Genomic DNA, 15,222 nt, shown 5'->3' on the forward strand with positions numbered 1-15,222 from the left:
CGGCAGAAAGAGACGCGGTATTGTAGAGCCGAGCCACGCTCGGCTGCATTGCCGGCACTACCGCACTTCAACGATGGCGTTTTTCCAGTACCGCGCGCGCATCATCCAGCGACAGGCCGCGCGCGCGCAGCAGCACCAGCAGGTGGTACAACAGGTCCGACGCCTCGCCCAGCAATGCCTCGTCATCCTGCGCCACGGCGGCCAATGCGGTCTCCACGCCCTCCTCGCCCACCTTCTGCGCGATACGGCGGATGCCGCCCTCGAACAGGCTGGTGGTGTAGCTGCCCGGCGGGCGTTGCGCCTCACGCATCGCCACCAGCTGGCCCAGCCCGCCCAGGAAATCCTTCGGCGCCTGGTCAAAGCAGCTCTCTGCACCGGTGTGGCAGGTTGGCCCCGCCGGCCGTGCCATCACCAGCAAAGTATCGGCATCGCAGTCGACGCTGATCGACTGCACCACCAGCACGTTGCCGGACTGCTCGCCCTTGGTCCACAACCGCTGCTTGCTGCGGCTGAAGAAGGTCATGTGGCCGATGGCCAGCGTGGCCGCCAGCGATTCGGCACTCACATAGCCCAGCATCAGCACCTGCAGGGTGTCGGCATCCTGAACCACGGCCGGCAGCAGGCCGTCGCCCTTGCTCCAGTCCAGCGCCTGCAATGCGTCCGACGACGGCCTGACTTCAATAGACATCCCGCACCTCGATCTGCTGTCCGCGCAGGTAGCGCTTCAATTCTGGAATGGCGATGGCGCCGCTGTGGAACACGCTCGCCGCCAGTGCACCATCGACGTCGGCCTGGTCGAAGGCTTCTGCGAAATGTTCCATCGCACCGGCGCCACCAGAGGCGATCAGCGGCACCTGGCACAGTGCCCGCGCCTGCTGCAACTGTGCGACATCGTAGCCGCGGCGCACGCCATCGCTGTCCATGCAGTTCAACACGATCTCGCCGGCTCCACGCCGTTGCGCTTCGACGATCCAGTCGAGCGTGCGCAGCGGCACCGCCTGGGTCTTGTCCGGATCGCCGCTGAAACGACGCACCCGCCATTGCCCGTCGGCCTCGCGCACCGAATCGACCCCCACCACAACGCACTGCACGCCGAACTCGTCCGCCAGCTCGGTGATCAGCTCCGGCCGGCCCAGCGCCGGCGAATTGATCGACACCTTGTCGGCACCGGCGAACAATACGCGGCGCGCGGTTTCCACGCTGTCGATGCCACCGGCCACGCAGAACGGAATGTCGATCAGGCGTGCGATGCGCTCGATCCAGGCCACGTCCACTGACCGCGCCTCGGGGCTGGCGCCGATGTCATAGAACACCAGCTCGTCGGCGCCCTGGTCACGGTAGCGCTGCGCCAGCTCGGCGATATCGCCCATGTCGACGTGGTCGCGGAAACGCACGCCCTTGACCACGCGGCCATCGCGCACGTCCAGGCACGGAATGATGCGCCGGCTCAACATGCCAGTGCCTCCGACAGGTCCATGCGCTGCTCCAGCAGCGCCTTGCCAAGGATCGCGCCACCGCAGCCTGCACGTCGCGCTTCGGCAACGTCGGCCACGTCACGGATGCCGCCGGACGCCTGCACCGCCACGCCCGGCAGCAGCGCCGACAGGTGCTGGTAGAGGCTGATGTTGGGCCCGGCCAGCATGCCGTCGCGGGCGATGTCGGTGCACAGCAGGTGGCGCATGCCGGCGCGTGCGTAGCGCTGAGCCAGAACGTCCAGGGTCACCCCGGCGTTCTCGGTCCAGCCGTGCACCGGCAGCTGCCACTGGCCCTGTGCATCCTGGCGGGCGTCAAGCGCAATGGTGATGCGTTCGGCGCCGAATTCCTCCAGCCAGCCGACCACTTCATCGGGGCGGCGCACCGCCAGCGAGCCGACCACTACGCGACCGGCGCCGGCATCGAGGATGCGCGCCACGTCGTCGCGACCGCGCACGCCACCGCCGGTCTGCACCTGCAGCGGCGTCTGCGCACGGATCGACGCGAGCAGCGGCGCAAGGGTGTAGCCACCGGCACGCGCAGCGTCCAGGTCGACCAGATGCATCCACCGCGCACCCTGCGCGGCGAAGGCCTGCGCGCGTGGCAACGGATCATCGCCATACGAGGTTTCCTGCGCGTAGTCGCCCTGGCGCAGCCGCACCACGCGGCCATCACGGATATCCAGCGCGGGGTAGACGATGAAACTCATGCAGCAGTGCCCTCGAGGAAGTTGCGCAGCATCAGCGAGCCGGTCTCGCCGGAGCGCTCGGGGTGGAACTGTGCGCCGTAGTAACGCCCCTGCTCCACCACGGCAGTGAACAGGCCGCCGTGGTCGCAGGCAGCGACGGCGTGGGTATTGAGCGGCGCCGCATAGCTGTGCACGAAGTAGGCGCTGGCACGCTCCGGCACGCCGCGCAGCAGCAGCGATTCGCGCAGTGGCAGCAGGCGGTTCCAGCCCATGTGCGGCACCCGGATGCCGCAGGCCGGCACCAGCTTGCGCACCACGCCGGGAATCAGGCCCAGTGTCTCCACACCCGCTTCCTCGGAGCGCTCGAACAGCAGCTGCATGCCCAGGCAGATGCCCATCAACGGCACCTCCAGTTGCTGCAGCGGTTCCACCAGGCCCTGCGCGTGCAGGCGCTGCATGCCGGGACCGGCGGCGCCGACACCGGGCAGGATCACCCGCTGCGCGCCGATCAGGCCGTCCGCATCGCGCACCAGCCGCACCGTCGCACCCAGACGCTCCAGTGCATAGCGCACCGAGCCCAGGTTGGCACCGCCGGCATCGATCAGCGCAACGTCACTCACAGCGCCCCCTTGGTGGTTGGCAACGCCGTGCCCTGCCGGGCCAACGCCGGCCGCAGCGCGCGTGCCAGCGCCTTGAAGCAGGCCTCCACCTTGTGATGGTCGTTGTCGCCGCGTACCTGCAGGTTGAGGTTCAGGCCGCTGGCATCGCACAGCGAGCGGAAGAAATGCGGCACCAGCTCGGTCGGCATGTCGCCCACGCGCTCGCGCTTGAACTCGCCCTCGAACACAAAGTAGGGCCGGCCGCTGAAATCCAGTGCGGCGCTGGCCAGCGTCTCGTCCATCGGCAGGGTGAAGCCGTAGCGGCCGATGCCGCGCTTGTCGCCCAGCGCCTCGCGCAGGGCCTGGCCCAATGCGAGCCCGGTGTCTTCAATGGTGTGGTGCTCGTCGATGTGCAGGTCGCCCTCGGCCTGGATGTCCAGCGCGAAGCCGCCATGCTTGCCGATCTGTTCCAGCATGTGGTCGAAGAACGGCAATCCGGTGGCGATGCGTGCATCAGCGGCACGGTCCAGGTCCAGTTCCACGCGGATCTTCGTTTCTTTCGTATTGCGCTGGACCACGGCAGTACGCGGTGCGTCGGCCAGCGCGTGGGCGATGCCCGGCCAGTCCCACTCGCCCCCGAACTGCGCGGTGCGCAGCTGGAAGCCACGGATGTTGAGGTTCTCGGCGAACTGCAGGTCGGTGATGCGGTCGCCAACCATGCCCGAGCGCGCCCAGTCGATGCTGCGGTCCTGCAGGTAGGCGGTCATCAGGCCGATGCCCGGCTTGCGGGTCGGCGCATTGTCCTGCGGCCAGCTGCAGTCGATCAGCACGTCACGGAAAGTGATGCCCTGGCTCTCGAAGATCTGCAGCATCAGGTCGTTGGGGCCATCGAAGCTGGCGCGCGGGTAGCTGTCGCTGCCGAGGCCGTCCTGGTTGGTGACGATCACGAACTGGTAGCCGGCGTCACGCAGCTTCAGCAGCGCCGGGATCACCTGCGGCACGAAGCGCAGCTTCTCGTAGGCGTCGATCTGGAAGTCGGACGGCTCCTCGATGAGGGTGCCGTCGCGGTCGATGAACAGGATCGGGGTCATGCTGCGGCCCTCCGCGCCGACAGGGCCGCAAGCACGCGGTCATTCTCTTCTGGGCTGCCGATGCTGATGCGCAGCGCATCACCCAACTGCGGCGCGGCGCGCTGGTCCCGCACCACCACGCCCGCAGCCAGCAGCGTATCGAACGCGGCCTGGGCATCGGCGAAGCGGACCAGCAGGTAGTTGCCGGACGAGGCGTACACCCGGCGTACACCGGGCAGGCTGGCCAGTGCCGTTCGCAGGCGCTCGCGTTCGGCGATGACCGTGGCCACGCGTTCGGCGGTGCGTGCCCGCGCGGCCGGCTGCAGGGCCTGCACGGCCAGCTCGGCGCACGGGGTCGGCACCGGGTACGGCGCCTGGCAACGACGCAGCACGGTAATCAGTTCCGGGGCGCCGATCAGCGTTCCAACACGAGCGGCCGCGAGCGCGTGTGCCTTCGACAGCGTGCGCAGCACCGCCAGGTTGGCGTGCGCGGCCAGCAACGTGGTCGCCGACGGCCGCTGCGCGTACTCGACATAGGCCTCGTCCACCACCACCAGCGCCTGCCCGCGCAGCGCAACCACCACGCGCTCGACTTCATCCAGGGCGATGTCACTGCCGGCCGGGTTCGACGGGGCGCACAGGAACACCAGCTTGGCACCTTGCGCCTTGGCCGCGTCGATCACCGCATCCAGATCGGCACGCAGGCCATCTTCGCTGTCCACCAGCGGCACTTCAATCAATGCGGCGCCCTGCAGGCGTGCGCAGACGGCATACATGCCGAACACCGGCGGCGTGACCAGCACGCCGTCGCGGCCCGGCACGCACAGCGCGCGCACCAGCAGATCAATGGCCTCGTCGCTGCCGCGGCCGACCAGCAGCTGCTGTGGCGTCACGCCGTACAGCGCCGCCAAGCCTTCGCGCAACGCCAACGGTTGCGGCTCCGGATAGCGCCGGCTGCTGCCAGCCGCGTCGGCCGAATTGGCCCAGGCGGACTCGTTGGCGTTCAACCAGACCTCGCCCTGCACCGCTGCGCTGCGTGCCGAGCTGTAGCCGGCGAACGCCAGCAGATCCGGGCGCACCAGCGCCAGCACCTCCTCGACAGCCGCGCTCATGCCGCCACCTCCATGCGCAATGCCACCGCACGCTCGTGGGCATCCAGGCCTTCGGCGCTGGCGATGATGCGCGCGCAGCCGCCGATCGCGGCCAGGCCGGCGGCACTGGCGCTCTGCACGCTGATCAGGTTCTGGAAGCTGGCAACGCTGACGCCACTGTAGGCACGCGCGGCACCGGCGGTCGGCAGCACGTGGTTGGTGCCGCTGCAGTAGTCGCCCAGTGCTTCGGGGGTGTAATCCCCCAGGAACACCGAGCCGGCGGCCTGCACCTTGTCCAGCCACGCGCGCGGATCACGCAGGGCCAAGATCAGGTGCTCGGGTGCATAGCGGTTGCTGATCGCGAAGGCCTCGTCCAGCGAATCGACCTGGATCAGGCGCGAGGCCGACAAGGCCTGGCGCGCGATCTGCTGGCGCGGCAACAAGACCACCTGGCGCTCCACCTCGACTTCGACCGCGGCCAGCATCGCGGCATCGTCGGTCAGCAGCAGCACCTGTGAATCCGGGCCGTGCTCGGCCTGCGACAGCAGGTCGGCGGCGACGAACGCCGGATTGGCACCAGCATCGGCAATCACCAGCACTTCGGAGGGACCGGCCGGCATATCGATGGCGGCGGCGCCATCCTGCGCGACCTGCTGCTTGGCTTCGGTCACGAAGCTGTTGCCCGGCCCGAACAGCTTGTCGCAGGCCGGAACGCTGGCGGTGCCATAGGCCATCGCAGCGATCGCCTGCGCGCCGCCCAGCTTGAACACGCGCTGCACGCCGGTCAGCCGCGCCGCCACCAGTACGGCCGGGTCTGCGCTGCCATCGGCTCGCGGCGGCGTGCACAGCACCACCTGCGGGCAGCCGGCCAGCTGTGCCGGAACACCGAGCATCAGCGCGGTGGACGGCAGCGGCGCGCTGCCGGCTGGCACGTACAGGCCCACCCGGCCGATCGGACGCAGCATGCGTTCGCAGACTACGCCCGGCGCGGTTTCAACTGCGTATCCCTTGCCCATGCCGGCGGCGTGGAAGCGGGCGATGCGCTCGGCCGCGTCCACCATGGCCTGGCGCAGTTCGCCGGGTACGGCGGCTTCGGCCGCAGCGAACTCGGCTTCGCTCACTTCAAAGGACGACAGTTCGACACCATCGAAGCGTGCGGTGATCGCACGCAGCGCGTCGTCGCCCTGCGCGCGCACCTGTGCAATCAGCGTCGCCACCGCGTCGCGGGTCTGCTGCGCCACGGTCTGCACCGGGCGGGTCAATGCCGCGCTGCGCGCGGCCTCATCAAGTCGGGACCAGATCAGACGGTTCATGCCAGCGACCGCTCCACGCTCAGTACCATCAGGCCCTGCGCGCCGGCGCGCTCGAGTTCTTCCATGCGCTGCCAGCTCAGCGGGCCGGGGCACATGGTCTGCAGGCGCAGCGCACCGCCATCGGCCGGCAACCGCACCAGCGGCTCGGCATCGGCCAGCAACTGCGCCAGCGCGTCGACGCGATCCTCGCTGGCGCGGAACATCAGCAGCTTGCGGTCCTGGCGCTGCACCACGCCGTCGAGGCGACGCAGCAGCATCGCGCGCAGCGATGCGCGCGCATCATCCGGTACGCGCACTGCACCGGCCAGCACTGCTTCGCTGTCGAGCAGGTTGTGTACCGGGGTCAGCTGATTGGCGCGCAGTGTCGCGCCGCTGGACACCAGATCGCAGATCAGGTCGGCCGTGCCCAGGCGCGGTGCGATTTCCACCGAACCGGACAGCTCGACCACCTGTGCATCCACGTTCTGGTCGGCCAGCCACTGCTTGAGGATGGCCGGGTAGCTGGTGGCGATGCGGGTGCCGGCCAGCTGCGCCGGGCCCTGCCACTGCCATTCCTCGGGCACCGCCAGCATCAGCCGGCACTGGCCGAAGCCCAGCCCGCGCAGTGCCTGGTAGGCATCCGGCAGGCCGCTCTGGCGACGTGCCGCAGCCTGCTCGTCCAGCTCGTTGCGGCCGACGATGCCGAGGTCGCAGACGCCGTCGGCGATCAGGCCCGGGATGTCGTCGTCGCGCACCAGCAGCAGGTCCACCGGCAGCGATTCGCCGTAGCAGAACAACTTGTCACGGCTCTCCCGCCAGCTCAGGCCACAGGCGCTGAGCAGGTTGCGGGCGGGCTCGGCCAGCCGGCCACTCTTCTGGATGGCGATACGCAGCCGGTCTCGCGCCGGCGCTGCCTGGGTTGCACTCATGGGGGAGGTCTCGAAGTTCGGAACGGGGCGCGGATCAGCGCGAAGCAAGGCGGTCGATGGCGGCGGCATAGCCTCGATGGCCATGCTCGAGCGTGCGCGCCACCCGTCCGGTGGTGGTCACGCTGACGCCGGTGCGCTCGTGGATCTCGCGGTACGGCACGCCCTGCTGCAGCAGCGGCACCACCTTCCAGCGGTCGGCCATGGCTTCCAGCTCAGCGGGGGTGCACAGATCGCGCAGGAAGGCCTCGACCTGTTCCGGCTCGCGCAGGGCGGCAAAGGCCCGGGCCAGGGCTTCCAGGTCGGCCTTGGGGTCTTTGGCGGCAATCTCGGGGCGGGCTTTCACGGGGCTGTTTCCATGCATCAATGTAATAGCGCGTTAGTACATTAGCGCATTCTTGCGCGGCGCGTCAAATCTGGGGGAGGCTGGGCGGCGCTGCCCCTGCGCCAGCTGCATGCGAAGCAAGGTCAAATGCCAGGTTGCTGAGGGTTGGCGGGGGCGGATCCGTTTCTGGAGGAAAACCGCCCTGATCCCAGGCAATGGCAAAAAAAAACGCCCACCGGGTGGCGGGCGTTTTCGTGGCGTGGTGGCGCGCGGCCAACCGCCCGTTACATCACCTTCGACTGCTCCAGCTCGACCTGCAGGGTGCTGGCCAGCTCGTCGCGGGAGACTTCGAACTGCTGCTCGCGCACCAGGTCCTTCACCGCCACCACGCCGCGCGCCAGCTCGTCTTCACCGGCCAGCACCACGAAGCGGATGCCCGCCTTGGCCGCGTACTGGAACTGCTTGCCGATCTTCTTCGGCTCCATCTGCACTTCGGTGTTGATGCCACCGGCGCGCAGGCGACGCGCGATGTCCAGCGACTGCGGCATGCCCTGCTCGTCCATCAGCGCCACCAGCGCCTGCACGCTGCTGGCCTCGATGCCATCGATCAGGCCAGCCTCGCGCAGCTGCCAGAACAGGCGCGACAGGCCGATGGAAATGCCCACGCCCGGCAGCTTCGACTTGCTGTAGTGGCTGGCCAGGTCCTCGTAGCGGCCGCCCGAGCAGATCGAGCCGATCTGCGGGTGGTCGGTCAGCGTGGTCTCGTAGACGGTGCCGGTGTAGTAGTCCAGGCCGCGCGCAATGGAGAAGTTCAGGCAGTATGCGGTTTCCGGCACGCCCAGCGCCTGCACCAGCTGCAGCACCTCGCGCAGTTCGGCCACGCCAGTGCGCAGGATCTCCGAAGAACCGGCGTTGGCTTCAAGCGTGGCCAGCTGCGCCAGTGCATCGGCATGCCCCTGCGAACGCACGGCCACGAATGCCAGGATCTTCTCGACCTGCTCGCCCGGGATGTTGAAGCCCTCGCCCACCAGCGTCTCGCGCACGTAATCGGCGCCGCGCTTGTCAAGCTTGTCCACTTCACGCAGCACCGCCAGCTGGCGCTCGCCTTCGGCCACGCCCAGGCTTTCGAAGAAGCCGCGCATCAGCTTGCGGTTGTTCAGCTGGATGTTGAAGTCACCGATGCGCAGTTCCGAGAACACGGCGTGGATGACCGCCAGCACTTCGGCATCGTAGCGAACGCTCAGGCTGTCCTTGCCGATCACGTCGATGTCGCACTGGTAGAACTCACGGAAACGGCCGCGCTGGGCACGCTCGCCGCGGTACACGCGCTGCATCTGGTAGCGACGGAACGGGAAGGTGAGTTCGTGTTCGTGCTCGGCCACGTAGCGTGCCAGCGGCACGGTCAGGTCGAAGCGCAGCGCCATCTCCGGCAGCGAACGGTCGCCCGATTCGGCCGCATTGGCCAGCGCACCGGTGGACTGCACGAAGTACACCTGGCGCTCGGTCTCGCCGCCGGACTTGGTCAGCAGCACGTCGGACAGTTCGAACACCGGCGTCTCCACCGCCAGGAACCCGAAGCGCTCGTAGTTGCGGCGGATCACGTCCAGCATGCGCTGGAATGCAATCTGCTCGCGCGGCAGCAGTTCAAGGGTGCCGGGCGGGGTACGGGGCTTGATCACGGGCGGAACTCCTGCTGGAACGGGACGTGGGAGGGGGCGACATTCTAGCGCCCCCGCCTCGGGCAGGGTCGAACGGCCGCTTGAAGTATCATAAGGCCCTCCCCGCCCGCGATACGCCCCCGCAACATGTCACGGCCTTCCGGCGCTCCGCCCGCCACCAACGATCCCGCCTCGCCGTCCTGCAACACGCTGGACTGCCTGCACTGCTCGGTTCGCCACCTTGCGGTGTGCTCGGCGCTGTCGCCCGATGAAGTGCAGGCACTGGAACAGGTCACCGTTTCCCAGCAGGTCAGCATGGGCAGTACCCTGGCCCGCACCGGCGAAGAGCGCGACCATGTCTATACATTGACCGCTGGCGCACTGCGACTGGTACGCACCCTGGCCGACGGCCGCCGCCAGATCAACGGTTTCGTGCTTCCCGGCGACTACCTCGGACTGAGTGGCAGCGACCATCACCGCTACGACATCGAAGCCATCGCCGACAGCCGCGTATGCCGCGTCGCGTTGCCGCAGATGAAGGCGCTGCGCAGCCGCTTCCCGCACCTGGAGCGCAAGCTGCTGCAGCGTGCCTGCCAGGAACTGGATGCCGCGCAGGACGCTGCACTGGCGCTGGCACGCCTGCAGCCGGCAGAGAAGCTGGCTGATTTCCTGCTGCGCCTGGCCGCGCGCGAGGCCAGGCTCGGTGGTGACGGCCTGCGCGTATCGCTGCCGATGGGGCGTGGCGATATCGCCGACCACCTGGGCCTGACCATGGAAACGGTCAGCCGCACCTTCACGAAGCTGCGCCAGCAGGGATTGATTGCCCTGCCCCATTTGAACGTGGTGGAGATCCTCGATGAGGATGGACTGCGCACGCTGGCCGGTGAAGGGTTGATCTGACCGCATCGCGGTTGGCTGGGTTGCCGGCCAGCGGCCGGCACTACCCGTGTTGCGCGAAGGGCATTGTAGAGTCGAGCCATGCTCGACTCATCGCGCCGTGCGCGAACAGCAGCCGAGCATGGCTCGGCTCTACATGGGAGCCAACACCTCACGCAACGCCGCGTAATCGGCGGCCAACGGTTCGGCGTGCGCCGGCCGCTGCAACAACGCATCCAATGCAGGCGGCACGGCCACGGGTTCGCCGATCAACGGTTCGACCACAGCCTCGAACTTGGCCGGATGGGCGGTAGCCACCACCGCCCAGTCACCCTTGGCACCACGCGCACGCAGGCCCTGCAGCACCTTCACCGCCGTGGCCGTGTGCGGGCAGAACAGCTCGGCGCTGCTGGCATGCGCTGCCGCAATCGTCGCGCGGATGGTCACGTCATCCACCGAGAACGCGCGGAAGGCAGCGCGCAGCCCGGCATCATCACCGTGATAGAGCCAGCGCAGGCGTTCGAAGTTGCTTGGCGCCCCCACATCCATTGCGTTGGCAACCGTGGCCACACTGGCCTGCGGCTGGTAGTCGCCACCGTTGAAGTACGCCGGCAGTACCGCATTGGCATTGGTGGCCAGCACGATCTGCCCGATCGGCACGCCCAGCGCGCGCGCCAGCACGGCCGCCATCGCATTGCCAAGGTTGCCGGTCGGCACCACCAGGTTGAGCCGGCGACGATGCGTCGCGTAATGGGACAACGCCGCATGCGCGTAATAACTCATCTGCGGCAGCAGGCGGCCGAGGCTGATGCTGTTGGCCGAACTCAGCGGCACCTGCGCCTGCAGTTCGCGGTCAGCCAGTGCCTGCTTGACCATCGCCTGGCAATCGTCGAAGGCGCCGGCCACGCGCAGCGCCTGGATGTTGTCGCCGAAACAACCGAGCTGATGCGCCTGCCGCGGTGACACGCGGCCATCCGGATACAGCACCACCACGCGTACGCCGGGCTGGCGATGGAAGGCCGCGGCAACGGCGGCGCCGGTATCGCCGGAGGTGGCGACGACGATGGTCAGATCACGGTCCTTGCCGGCCTGCAGCCGCGACAGCGTACCGGCCAGGAAGCGCGCACCGATATCCTTGAACGCCGCCGTCGGCCCATGGAACAGCTCCAGCACATGGTCACCGCCGCCGAGTGCACGCAGTGGCACCGGGAAGTCGAACGCCTCGCGGCAGATCGAAGGCAGCGCTGCCTCCAGAGCATCACCTGCGAAGAACGGTGCCAGCAGATCGGCGGCGGTATCGGCCAGCGTTGCGCCGGCCTGCAGCTCACGTGGCGCCGGCAGCACCTGCGGAACATACAGCCCACCATCGGGCGCCAATCCTGCAGCGATCGCCGCACTGAGGCCGACGGCCGGGGACTGGCCGCGGGTCGAAACAAATTGCATAGGTTGGGTATCCAGTAGAGGGGAAGGATTCAGCACAAGCGGGCTCCCGGTGCATCCAGCGGCGACACCCAGGCATCGCTGTCGAAACCGGCGGCGGCAAATGCGGCCTGCACCGGTGCGGCAGCGGCGCGGGCCTGGTCGGCGTCCTCGAACCAGGCGAACACGCTGGGTCCGGCACCGGAGATGCCCGCACCCATTGCATGGGCCGACAGCGCCGCATCGCGGGCTGCTTCGAAACCTGCAATCAGGCCGGCCCGCCGTGGTTCGACCAGCACATCGCGCAATCCAGCCCGCACCAGCGCCGCATCACTACGATGGCAACCACTGAGTACCAGCGCGAGGTTCGCACTCTGTGCCACGAATTCACCCAGCGCGTAGCTGCCCTGCAGCACCTGGCGCGCACGGCGTGTTTCCAGCACCGCGTGCGGATGCACCAGCAGGCTGTGCCAGGCCGCCGGCACAGGAATTGGCAGCAGGCGGTCGGCCGTACACAGCGCCAGGCCACCCAGCAGCAGCGGGCCGACGTTGTCACCGTGACGGCCACCACTGGCCACCGCCTCACCGTCCAGCGCGTAGGGGTAAAGCGCCTCGCGCGGCAACGGGGCCTGCAGCAGCGCATTGGCGGCGACCAGCGCCGCGACACTCGACGCTGCCGAACCGCCCATGCCGGAACCGAACGGGATGCCCTTGTCGATCTCGACTGCGAAACCGAAATCCAGGCCCAGGCCTTCGCGCAGCGACATCAGCGCAGCCCCGGCGGTGTTGCCGGCTGCGTCCAGTGGCAGCGCGACAGCACTGCCACGGATCGCATCGATCCGCACCGCCGGCTCGTCGATGCGGCGCACGCTCACGGTATCGCCGATACCGGCAATGGCATGGCCGAGAATGTCGAAGCCCACTGCCACGTTGGCCACCGAGGCAGGCGCGAACGCACGTGCGATCACAGCCGCGCTCCTTCACCGGCGGCGACCCGCAGCAGGTCCGCGAACACACCCGCTGCCGTCACCTCCGGACCCGCACCCGGGCCCTGCACCACCAACGGGTTGTCGCAGTAGCGACGGGTACGGAACTGCACCACGTTGTCGGTCAACCGAAGGTTGGCGAAGGCGTGGTCGGCGGGCAGTTCCTGCAGGCCCACCGAGGCACCGTCAGCGCCCAGCTGTGCCACGTAGCGCAGCACCGCGCCACGCGCCCGCGCGTCCTGCAACCGCTGCAACAGGCTGGCATCGGACTCGCCCAGCCGCGCCATGAAGTCATCCACGCTGCCGTCGCGCAGCAGCGCCGGCACCAGGCTTTCCACCTGTACCTGTTCCAGGCTGAGCGCGTGGCCGGCCTCGCGGGCGAGGATCACCAGCTTGCGCGCCACGTCCACGCCCGAAAGATCGTCACGCGGGTCCGGCTCGGTGTAGCCCATCGACCGCGCCTGCGCGACCAGCTGCGAGAACGGCTGGCTGCCATCGAAGCGGTTGAACAGCCAGGCCAGCGTGCCGGAGAAGATGCCTTCGATCGCCAGCACCTCGTCGCCCGTATCGACCAGATCACGCAGCGTGGTGATCACCGGCAGGCCCGCGCCCACCGTGGCTTCGTAGCGGAAGCGCGCACCACTGGCCGCCGCAGCAGCGCGGATGCGCTGGTAGCGCGGCAGTGGGCCAGCACCGGCTTGCTTGTTCGGGGTCACCACGTGGATGCCGGCTGCCAGCCAGCCCTCGTAGCGATCGGCCACCTCGGCGCTGCCACTGCAGTCGATCACCACCGCATGCGGCAGGTGCGCGGCCAGCAGGTGTTCGGTGAAGCGATCCAGGTCGCTGGGCTCGCCCGCGTCCTGCAAGGCCTCCCGCCAATCGGCGTGCAGGCCATCCACTTCCAGCCGCATGCGCGAACGCGAGGCCAGCGCGCGCAGGCGAAGATCCACATTGGCCTTGGCCAGCAGCTGCGGGCGGGCCGCCAGCAGCTGGTCCAGCAGTGCCGCGCCGACGTTGCCCGGCCCGATCACACCGACCGCGAACGTCTGCGGCGACAGCCAGAAGCCCGCATGTGCGGCCCGCAATGCGCGGGTGGCATCGGCACTGTCCACCGCCACAGAAATATTGCGCTCCGACGAGCCCTGCGCGATCGCCAGGATGTTCACCTGCGCGCGTCCCAGCGCCTCGAACAGGCGCGCCGCCACACCGGGCTGGCCGGCCATGCCGTCGCCCACTGCCGCCAGCACGCTGACGCCCTCGCTGACCTGCACGCGCTGCACCTGCCCTACCGACAGTTCATGCGCGAACGCATGCAGCAGTGCCTCACGGCCACGCGCCGCTTCGGCGGCGCGAACCACGCAGCAGATCGAATGCTCTGACGAACCCTGCGAGATCATCACCACCGACACCTGCGCCTGGCGCAGCGCCGCGAACACGCGCTCGGCGGTACCGGGCACGCCGATCAGGCCGGTGCCCTCCAGGTTCAACAGGGCCAAGCCGGGGCTCAGGGTCAGGCCCTTCACCGGCCCGCGCGGCGAGCGCTCGGCGCTGATGCGCGTCCCCGGATGCGCCGGCTGGAAGGTATTGCGGATGAAGATCGGCAGGCCGAGGCGGATGGCCGGCGACATCGTCTGCGGGTGCACCACCTTGGCGCCGAAATAAGCCAGCTCGCAGGCCTCGTCGTAGCTCAGTGACTCCAGCTGCACCGCCTCGGGCACCAGCCGCGGGTCGGCCGACAGCACGCCGTCGACGTCGGTCCAGATGTGCAGTTCATCGGCATTGAACAGCGCGGCGAAGATCGCGCCGGAATAGTCGCTGCCGTTGCGGCCTAGCGTGGTGATGCGGTCATGGCGGTCACGGGCAACGAAACCGGTGGCGACCAGGCGCATCTGCGGATGCCGCAGGCGCCACTTGGCCAGGCGGTCCGCGCTGGACTCCCAGTCGACATCCACACCCAGTTCGCCATGCCCGACCACCAGCACGTCGCGTGCATCGAGTACCGCACAGTCTTCGCCCAGGGCACGCAGGTGGCTGCCGAGCAGCTGTGCGGAAAACACTTCGCCCAGGCCCTGCACACGGTCGAGCACTTCGCGCGGCAGCTCGCCGATCACCGCCAGCGCCGCCAGCACTTCGGCCAGCTGATCGAAGCGGGCGTCGATCCATTCGACCGTCTCGCCGACCTGCTCGCCCAGCAGCGCCACGGCGGCGCCGCGATGGCGCGCGCGCAGGGCATGCCACGCCTCGCGCCAACCTTCGTCGCCCTTGGCCGCCAGCTGCGCCAGATCAATCAGCGCGTCAGTGACGCCCTTCATCGCCGAGACGACAGTGACCTGCAGCGGTTCGGGGCGGGCCAGCAGCAGGCCGGCAACATGGCGATAGCGTTCGGCATCGGCCACCGAGGTGCCGCCGAACTTGTGCACGACAGTGGACGGCGCAGCCAGATCGGCCGGGGCAACGGGATGGGCGGGGGCGTGGGAAGACATGCAGACCTCGGCAGGAGGCCCCGTCGCATGCAGGTGTCGAGTTTCCCCGCCACCTGTATGGTGCGGGGCCGTGGTTTTCGGGAGTTACACGAAGACGACGGGCCGCACCAGGGCAGTGGTGACGGTGGTGGTGGTAATGGTGGTGGTGGCGACCGGCGCAGTCGAACGGCCCGCAGTGGCGGGGGCGATCAGGCTGGCGTGGGCGGCATCAAGGACCATGGCGCACAGAAAACACTGTGCGCCGGCCCGCTGTCAAGTGCTGCGATGCAAAAAACCATTGCGGCGATCATCGGCTAACGTGCGTACATTTGGTTGCAACTGAGACCAAGCGCGCAT

15 protein-coding genes are annotated in these 15,222 nt (G+C 68.6%); 2 read left to right on the plus strand and 13 right to left on the minus strand.

Annotated features, from left to right (window positions below):
- Nucleotides 1-67: 67 nt before the first annotated feature.
- From hisIE to hisS, 10 genes are all read right to left on the minus strand, one after another.
- Nucleotides 68-688, minus strand: coding sequence for a bifunctional phosphoribosyl-AMP cyclohydrolase/phosphoribosyl-ATP diphosphatase HisIE (gene hisIE / locus O0J15_RS04120; protein ID WP_134731467.1), 621 nt, complete (start codon nt 686-688; stop codon nt 68-70).
- Nucleotides 678-1,454, minus strand: a complete 777-nt coding sequence (gene hisF, locus O0J15_RS04125; protein ID WP_046985961.1) for an imidazole glycerol phosphate synthase subunit HisF — start codon at nt 1,452-1,454, stop codon at nt 678-680. The genes hisIE and hisF overlap by 11 nt, the downstream gene beginning before the upstream one ends.
- Nucleotides 1,448-2,182, minus strand: coding sequence for a 1-(5-phosphoribosyl)-5-[(5-phosphoribosylamino)methylideneamino]imidazole-4-carboxamide isomerase (gene hisA, locus O0J15_RS04130; RefSeq protein WP_308305124.1), 735 nt, complete (start codon nt 2,180-2,182; stop codon nt 1,448-1,450). The genes hisF and hisA overlap by 7 nt, the downstream gene beginning before the upstream one ends.
- Complete coding sequence (gene hisH, locus O0J15_RS04135; RefSeq protein ID WP_308305125.1) at nt 2,179-2,781, minus strand: imidazole glycerol phosphate synthase subunit HisH; 603 nt, start codon at nt 2,779-2,781, stop codon at nt 2,179-2,181. Before hisH ends, hisA begins: the two co-directional genes overlap by 4 nt.
- Entirely contained in the window at nt 2,778-3,851 is a 1,074-nt protein-coding gene (hisB, locus tag O0J15_RS04140) for a bifunctional histidinol-phosphatase/imidazoleglycerol-phosphate dehydratase HisB (protein WP_134731463.1), read from the minus strand. The genes hisH and hisB overlap by 4 nt, the downstream gene beginning before the upstream one ends.
- Nucleotides 3,848-4,942, minus strand: coding sequence for a histidinol-phosphate transaminase (gene hisC / locus O0J15_RS04145; RefSeq protein ID WP_308305127.1), 1,095 nt, complete (start codon nt 4,940-4,942; stop codon nt 3,848-3,850). The genes hisB and hisC overlap by 4 nt, the downstream gene beginning before the upstream one ends.
- Nucleotides 4,939-6,234: a histidinol dehydrogenase gene (hisD, locus tag O0J15_RS04150; protein ID WP_227844616.1), complete on the minus strand. Its 1,296-nt coding sequence runs from the start codon at nt 6,232-6,234 to the stop codon at nt 4,939-4,941. Before hisD ends, hisC begins: the two co-directional genes overlap by 4 nt.
- On the minus strand, nt 6,231-7,142 hold the full coding sequence (hisG, locus tag O0J15_RS04155) for an ATP phosphoribosyltransferase (protein WP_308305128.1): 912 nt from the start codon (nt 7,140-7,142) through the stop codon (nt 6,231-6,233). The genes hisD and hisG overlap by 4 nt, the downstream gene beginning before the upstream one ends.
- A gap of 34 nt (nt 7,143-7,176) precedes the next feature.
- A complete protein-coding gene (locus tag O0J15_RS04160) occupies nt 7,177-7,485 on the minus strand; it encodes a YerC/YecD family TrpR-related protein (protein WP_005416326.1) in 309 nt (102 codons plus the stop codon).
- Nucleotides 7,486-7,748: 263 nt separating this feature from the next.
- Nucleotides 7,749-9,143: a histidine--tRNA ligase gene (gene hisS / locus O0J15_RS04165; protein ID WP_308305129.1), complete on the minus strand. Its 1,395-nt coding sequence runs from the start codon at nt 9,141-9,143 to the stop codon at nt 7,749-7,751.
- A 126-nt stretch (nt 9,144-9,269) separates the two neighbouring features.
- On the opposite strand from hisS, the gene O0J15_RS04170 reads away from it, so the two are divergent.
- Nucleotides 9,270-10,022 carry a Crp/Fnr family transcriptional regulator gene (locus O0J15_RS04170; RefSeq protein ID WP_058982370.1) on the plus strand — a complete coding sequence of 251 codons (753 nt, stop codon included), beginning with the start codon at nt 9,270-9,272 and terminating at the stop codon, nt 10,020-10,022.
- A 129-nt stretch (nt 10,023-10,151) separates the two neighbouring features.
- Here the strand turns inward: O0J15_RS04170 and thrC are convergent, their stop codons facing one another.
- The 3 genes from thrC to thrA are packed head-to-tail and all read right to left on the minus strand — an operon-like array spanning nt 10,152 to nt 14,886.
- On the minus strand, nt 10,152-11,441 hold the full coding sequence (gene thrC / locus O0J15_RS04175; RefSeq protein ID WP_308305130.1) for a threonine synthase: 1,290 nt from the start codon (nt 11,439-11,441) through the stop codon (nt 10,152-10,154).
- Between the two features lie 29 nt (nt 11,442-11,470).
- Nucleotides 11,471-12,385, minus strand: a complete 915-nt coding sequence (locus O0J15_RS04180; protein WP_171952061.1) for a homoserine kinase — start codon at nt 12,383-12,385, stop codon at nt 11,471-11,473.
- Nucleotides 12,382-14,886 carry a bifunctional aspartate kinase/homoserine dehydrogenase I gene (gene thrA, locus O0J15_RS04185; protein WP_308305131.1) on the minus strand — a complete coding sequence of 835 codons (2,505 nt, stop codon included), beginning with the start codon at nt 14,884-14,886 and terminating at the stop codon, nt 12,382-12,384. The genes O0J15_RS04180 and thrA overlap by 4 nt, the downstream gene beginning before the upstream one ends.
- A 27-nt stretch (nt 14,887-14,913) precedes the next feature.
- On the opposite strand from thrA, the gene O0J15_RS04190 reads away from it, so the two are divergent.
- Entirely contained in the window at nt 14,914-15,183 is a 270-nt protein-coding gene (locus O0J15_RS04190; RefSeq protein WP_181451853.1) for a hypothetical protein, read from the plus strand.
- Nucleotides 15,184-15,222: the final 39 nt, after the last annotated feature.

It is taken from the genome of Stenotrophomonas sp. Sm10, assembly GCF_030985515.1.
Lineage (GTDB): Bacteria > Pseudomonadota > Gammaproteobacteria > Xanthomonadales > Xanthomonadaceae > Stenotrophomonas > Stenotrophomonas hibiscicola.

Excerpts from the sequence above, each read along its gene's own strand:
- hisD (WP_227844616.1), bottom strand. The coding sequence starts at position 6,234 with ATGAACCGTCTGATCTGGTCCCGACTTGATGAGGCCGCGCGCAGCGCG.
- hisG (WP_308305128.1), bottom strand. The coding sequence starts at position 7,142 with ATGAGTGCAACCCAGGCAGCGCCGGCGCGAGACCGGCTGCGTATCGCC.
- O0J15_RS04170 (WP_058982370.1), top strand. The coding sequence starts at position 9,270 with ATGTCACGGCCTTCCGGCGCTCCGCCCGCCACCAACGATCCCGCCTCG.
- hisIE (WP_134731467.1), bottom strand. The coding sequence starts at position 688 with ATGTCTATTGAAGTCAGGCCGTCGTCGGACGCATTGCAGGCGCTGGAC.
- thrC (WP_308305130.1), bottom strand. The coding sequence starts at position 11,441 with ATGCAATTTGTTTCGACCCGCGGCCAGTCCCCGGCCGTCGGCCTCAGT.
- hisB (WP_134731463.1), bottom strand. The coding sequence starts at position 3,851 with ATGACCCCGATCCTGTTCATCGACCGCGACGGCACCCTCATCGAGGAG.
- O0J15_RS04190 (WP_181451853.1), top strand. The coding sequence starts at position 14,914 with ATGCAGGTGTCGAGTTTCCCCGCCACCTGTATGGTGCGGGGCCGTGGT.
- thrA (WP_308305131.1), bottom strand. The coding sequence starts at position 14,886 with ATGTCTTCCCACGCCCCCGCCCATCCCGTTGCCCCGGCCGATCTGGCT.
- hisC (WP_308305127.1), bottom strand. The coding sequence starts at position 4,942 with ATGAGCGCGGCTGTCGAGGAGGTGCTGGCGCTGGTGCGCCCGGATCTG.
- hisA (WP_308305124.1), bottom strand. The coding sequence starts at position 2,182 with ATGAGTTTCATCGTCTACCCCGCGCTGGATATCCGTGATGGCCGCGTG.
- hisF (WP_046985961.1), bottom strand. The coding sequence starts at position 1,454 with ATGTTGAGCCGGCGCATCATTCCGTGCCTGGACGTGCGCGATGGCCGC.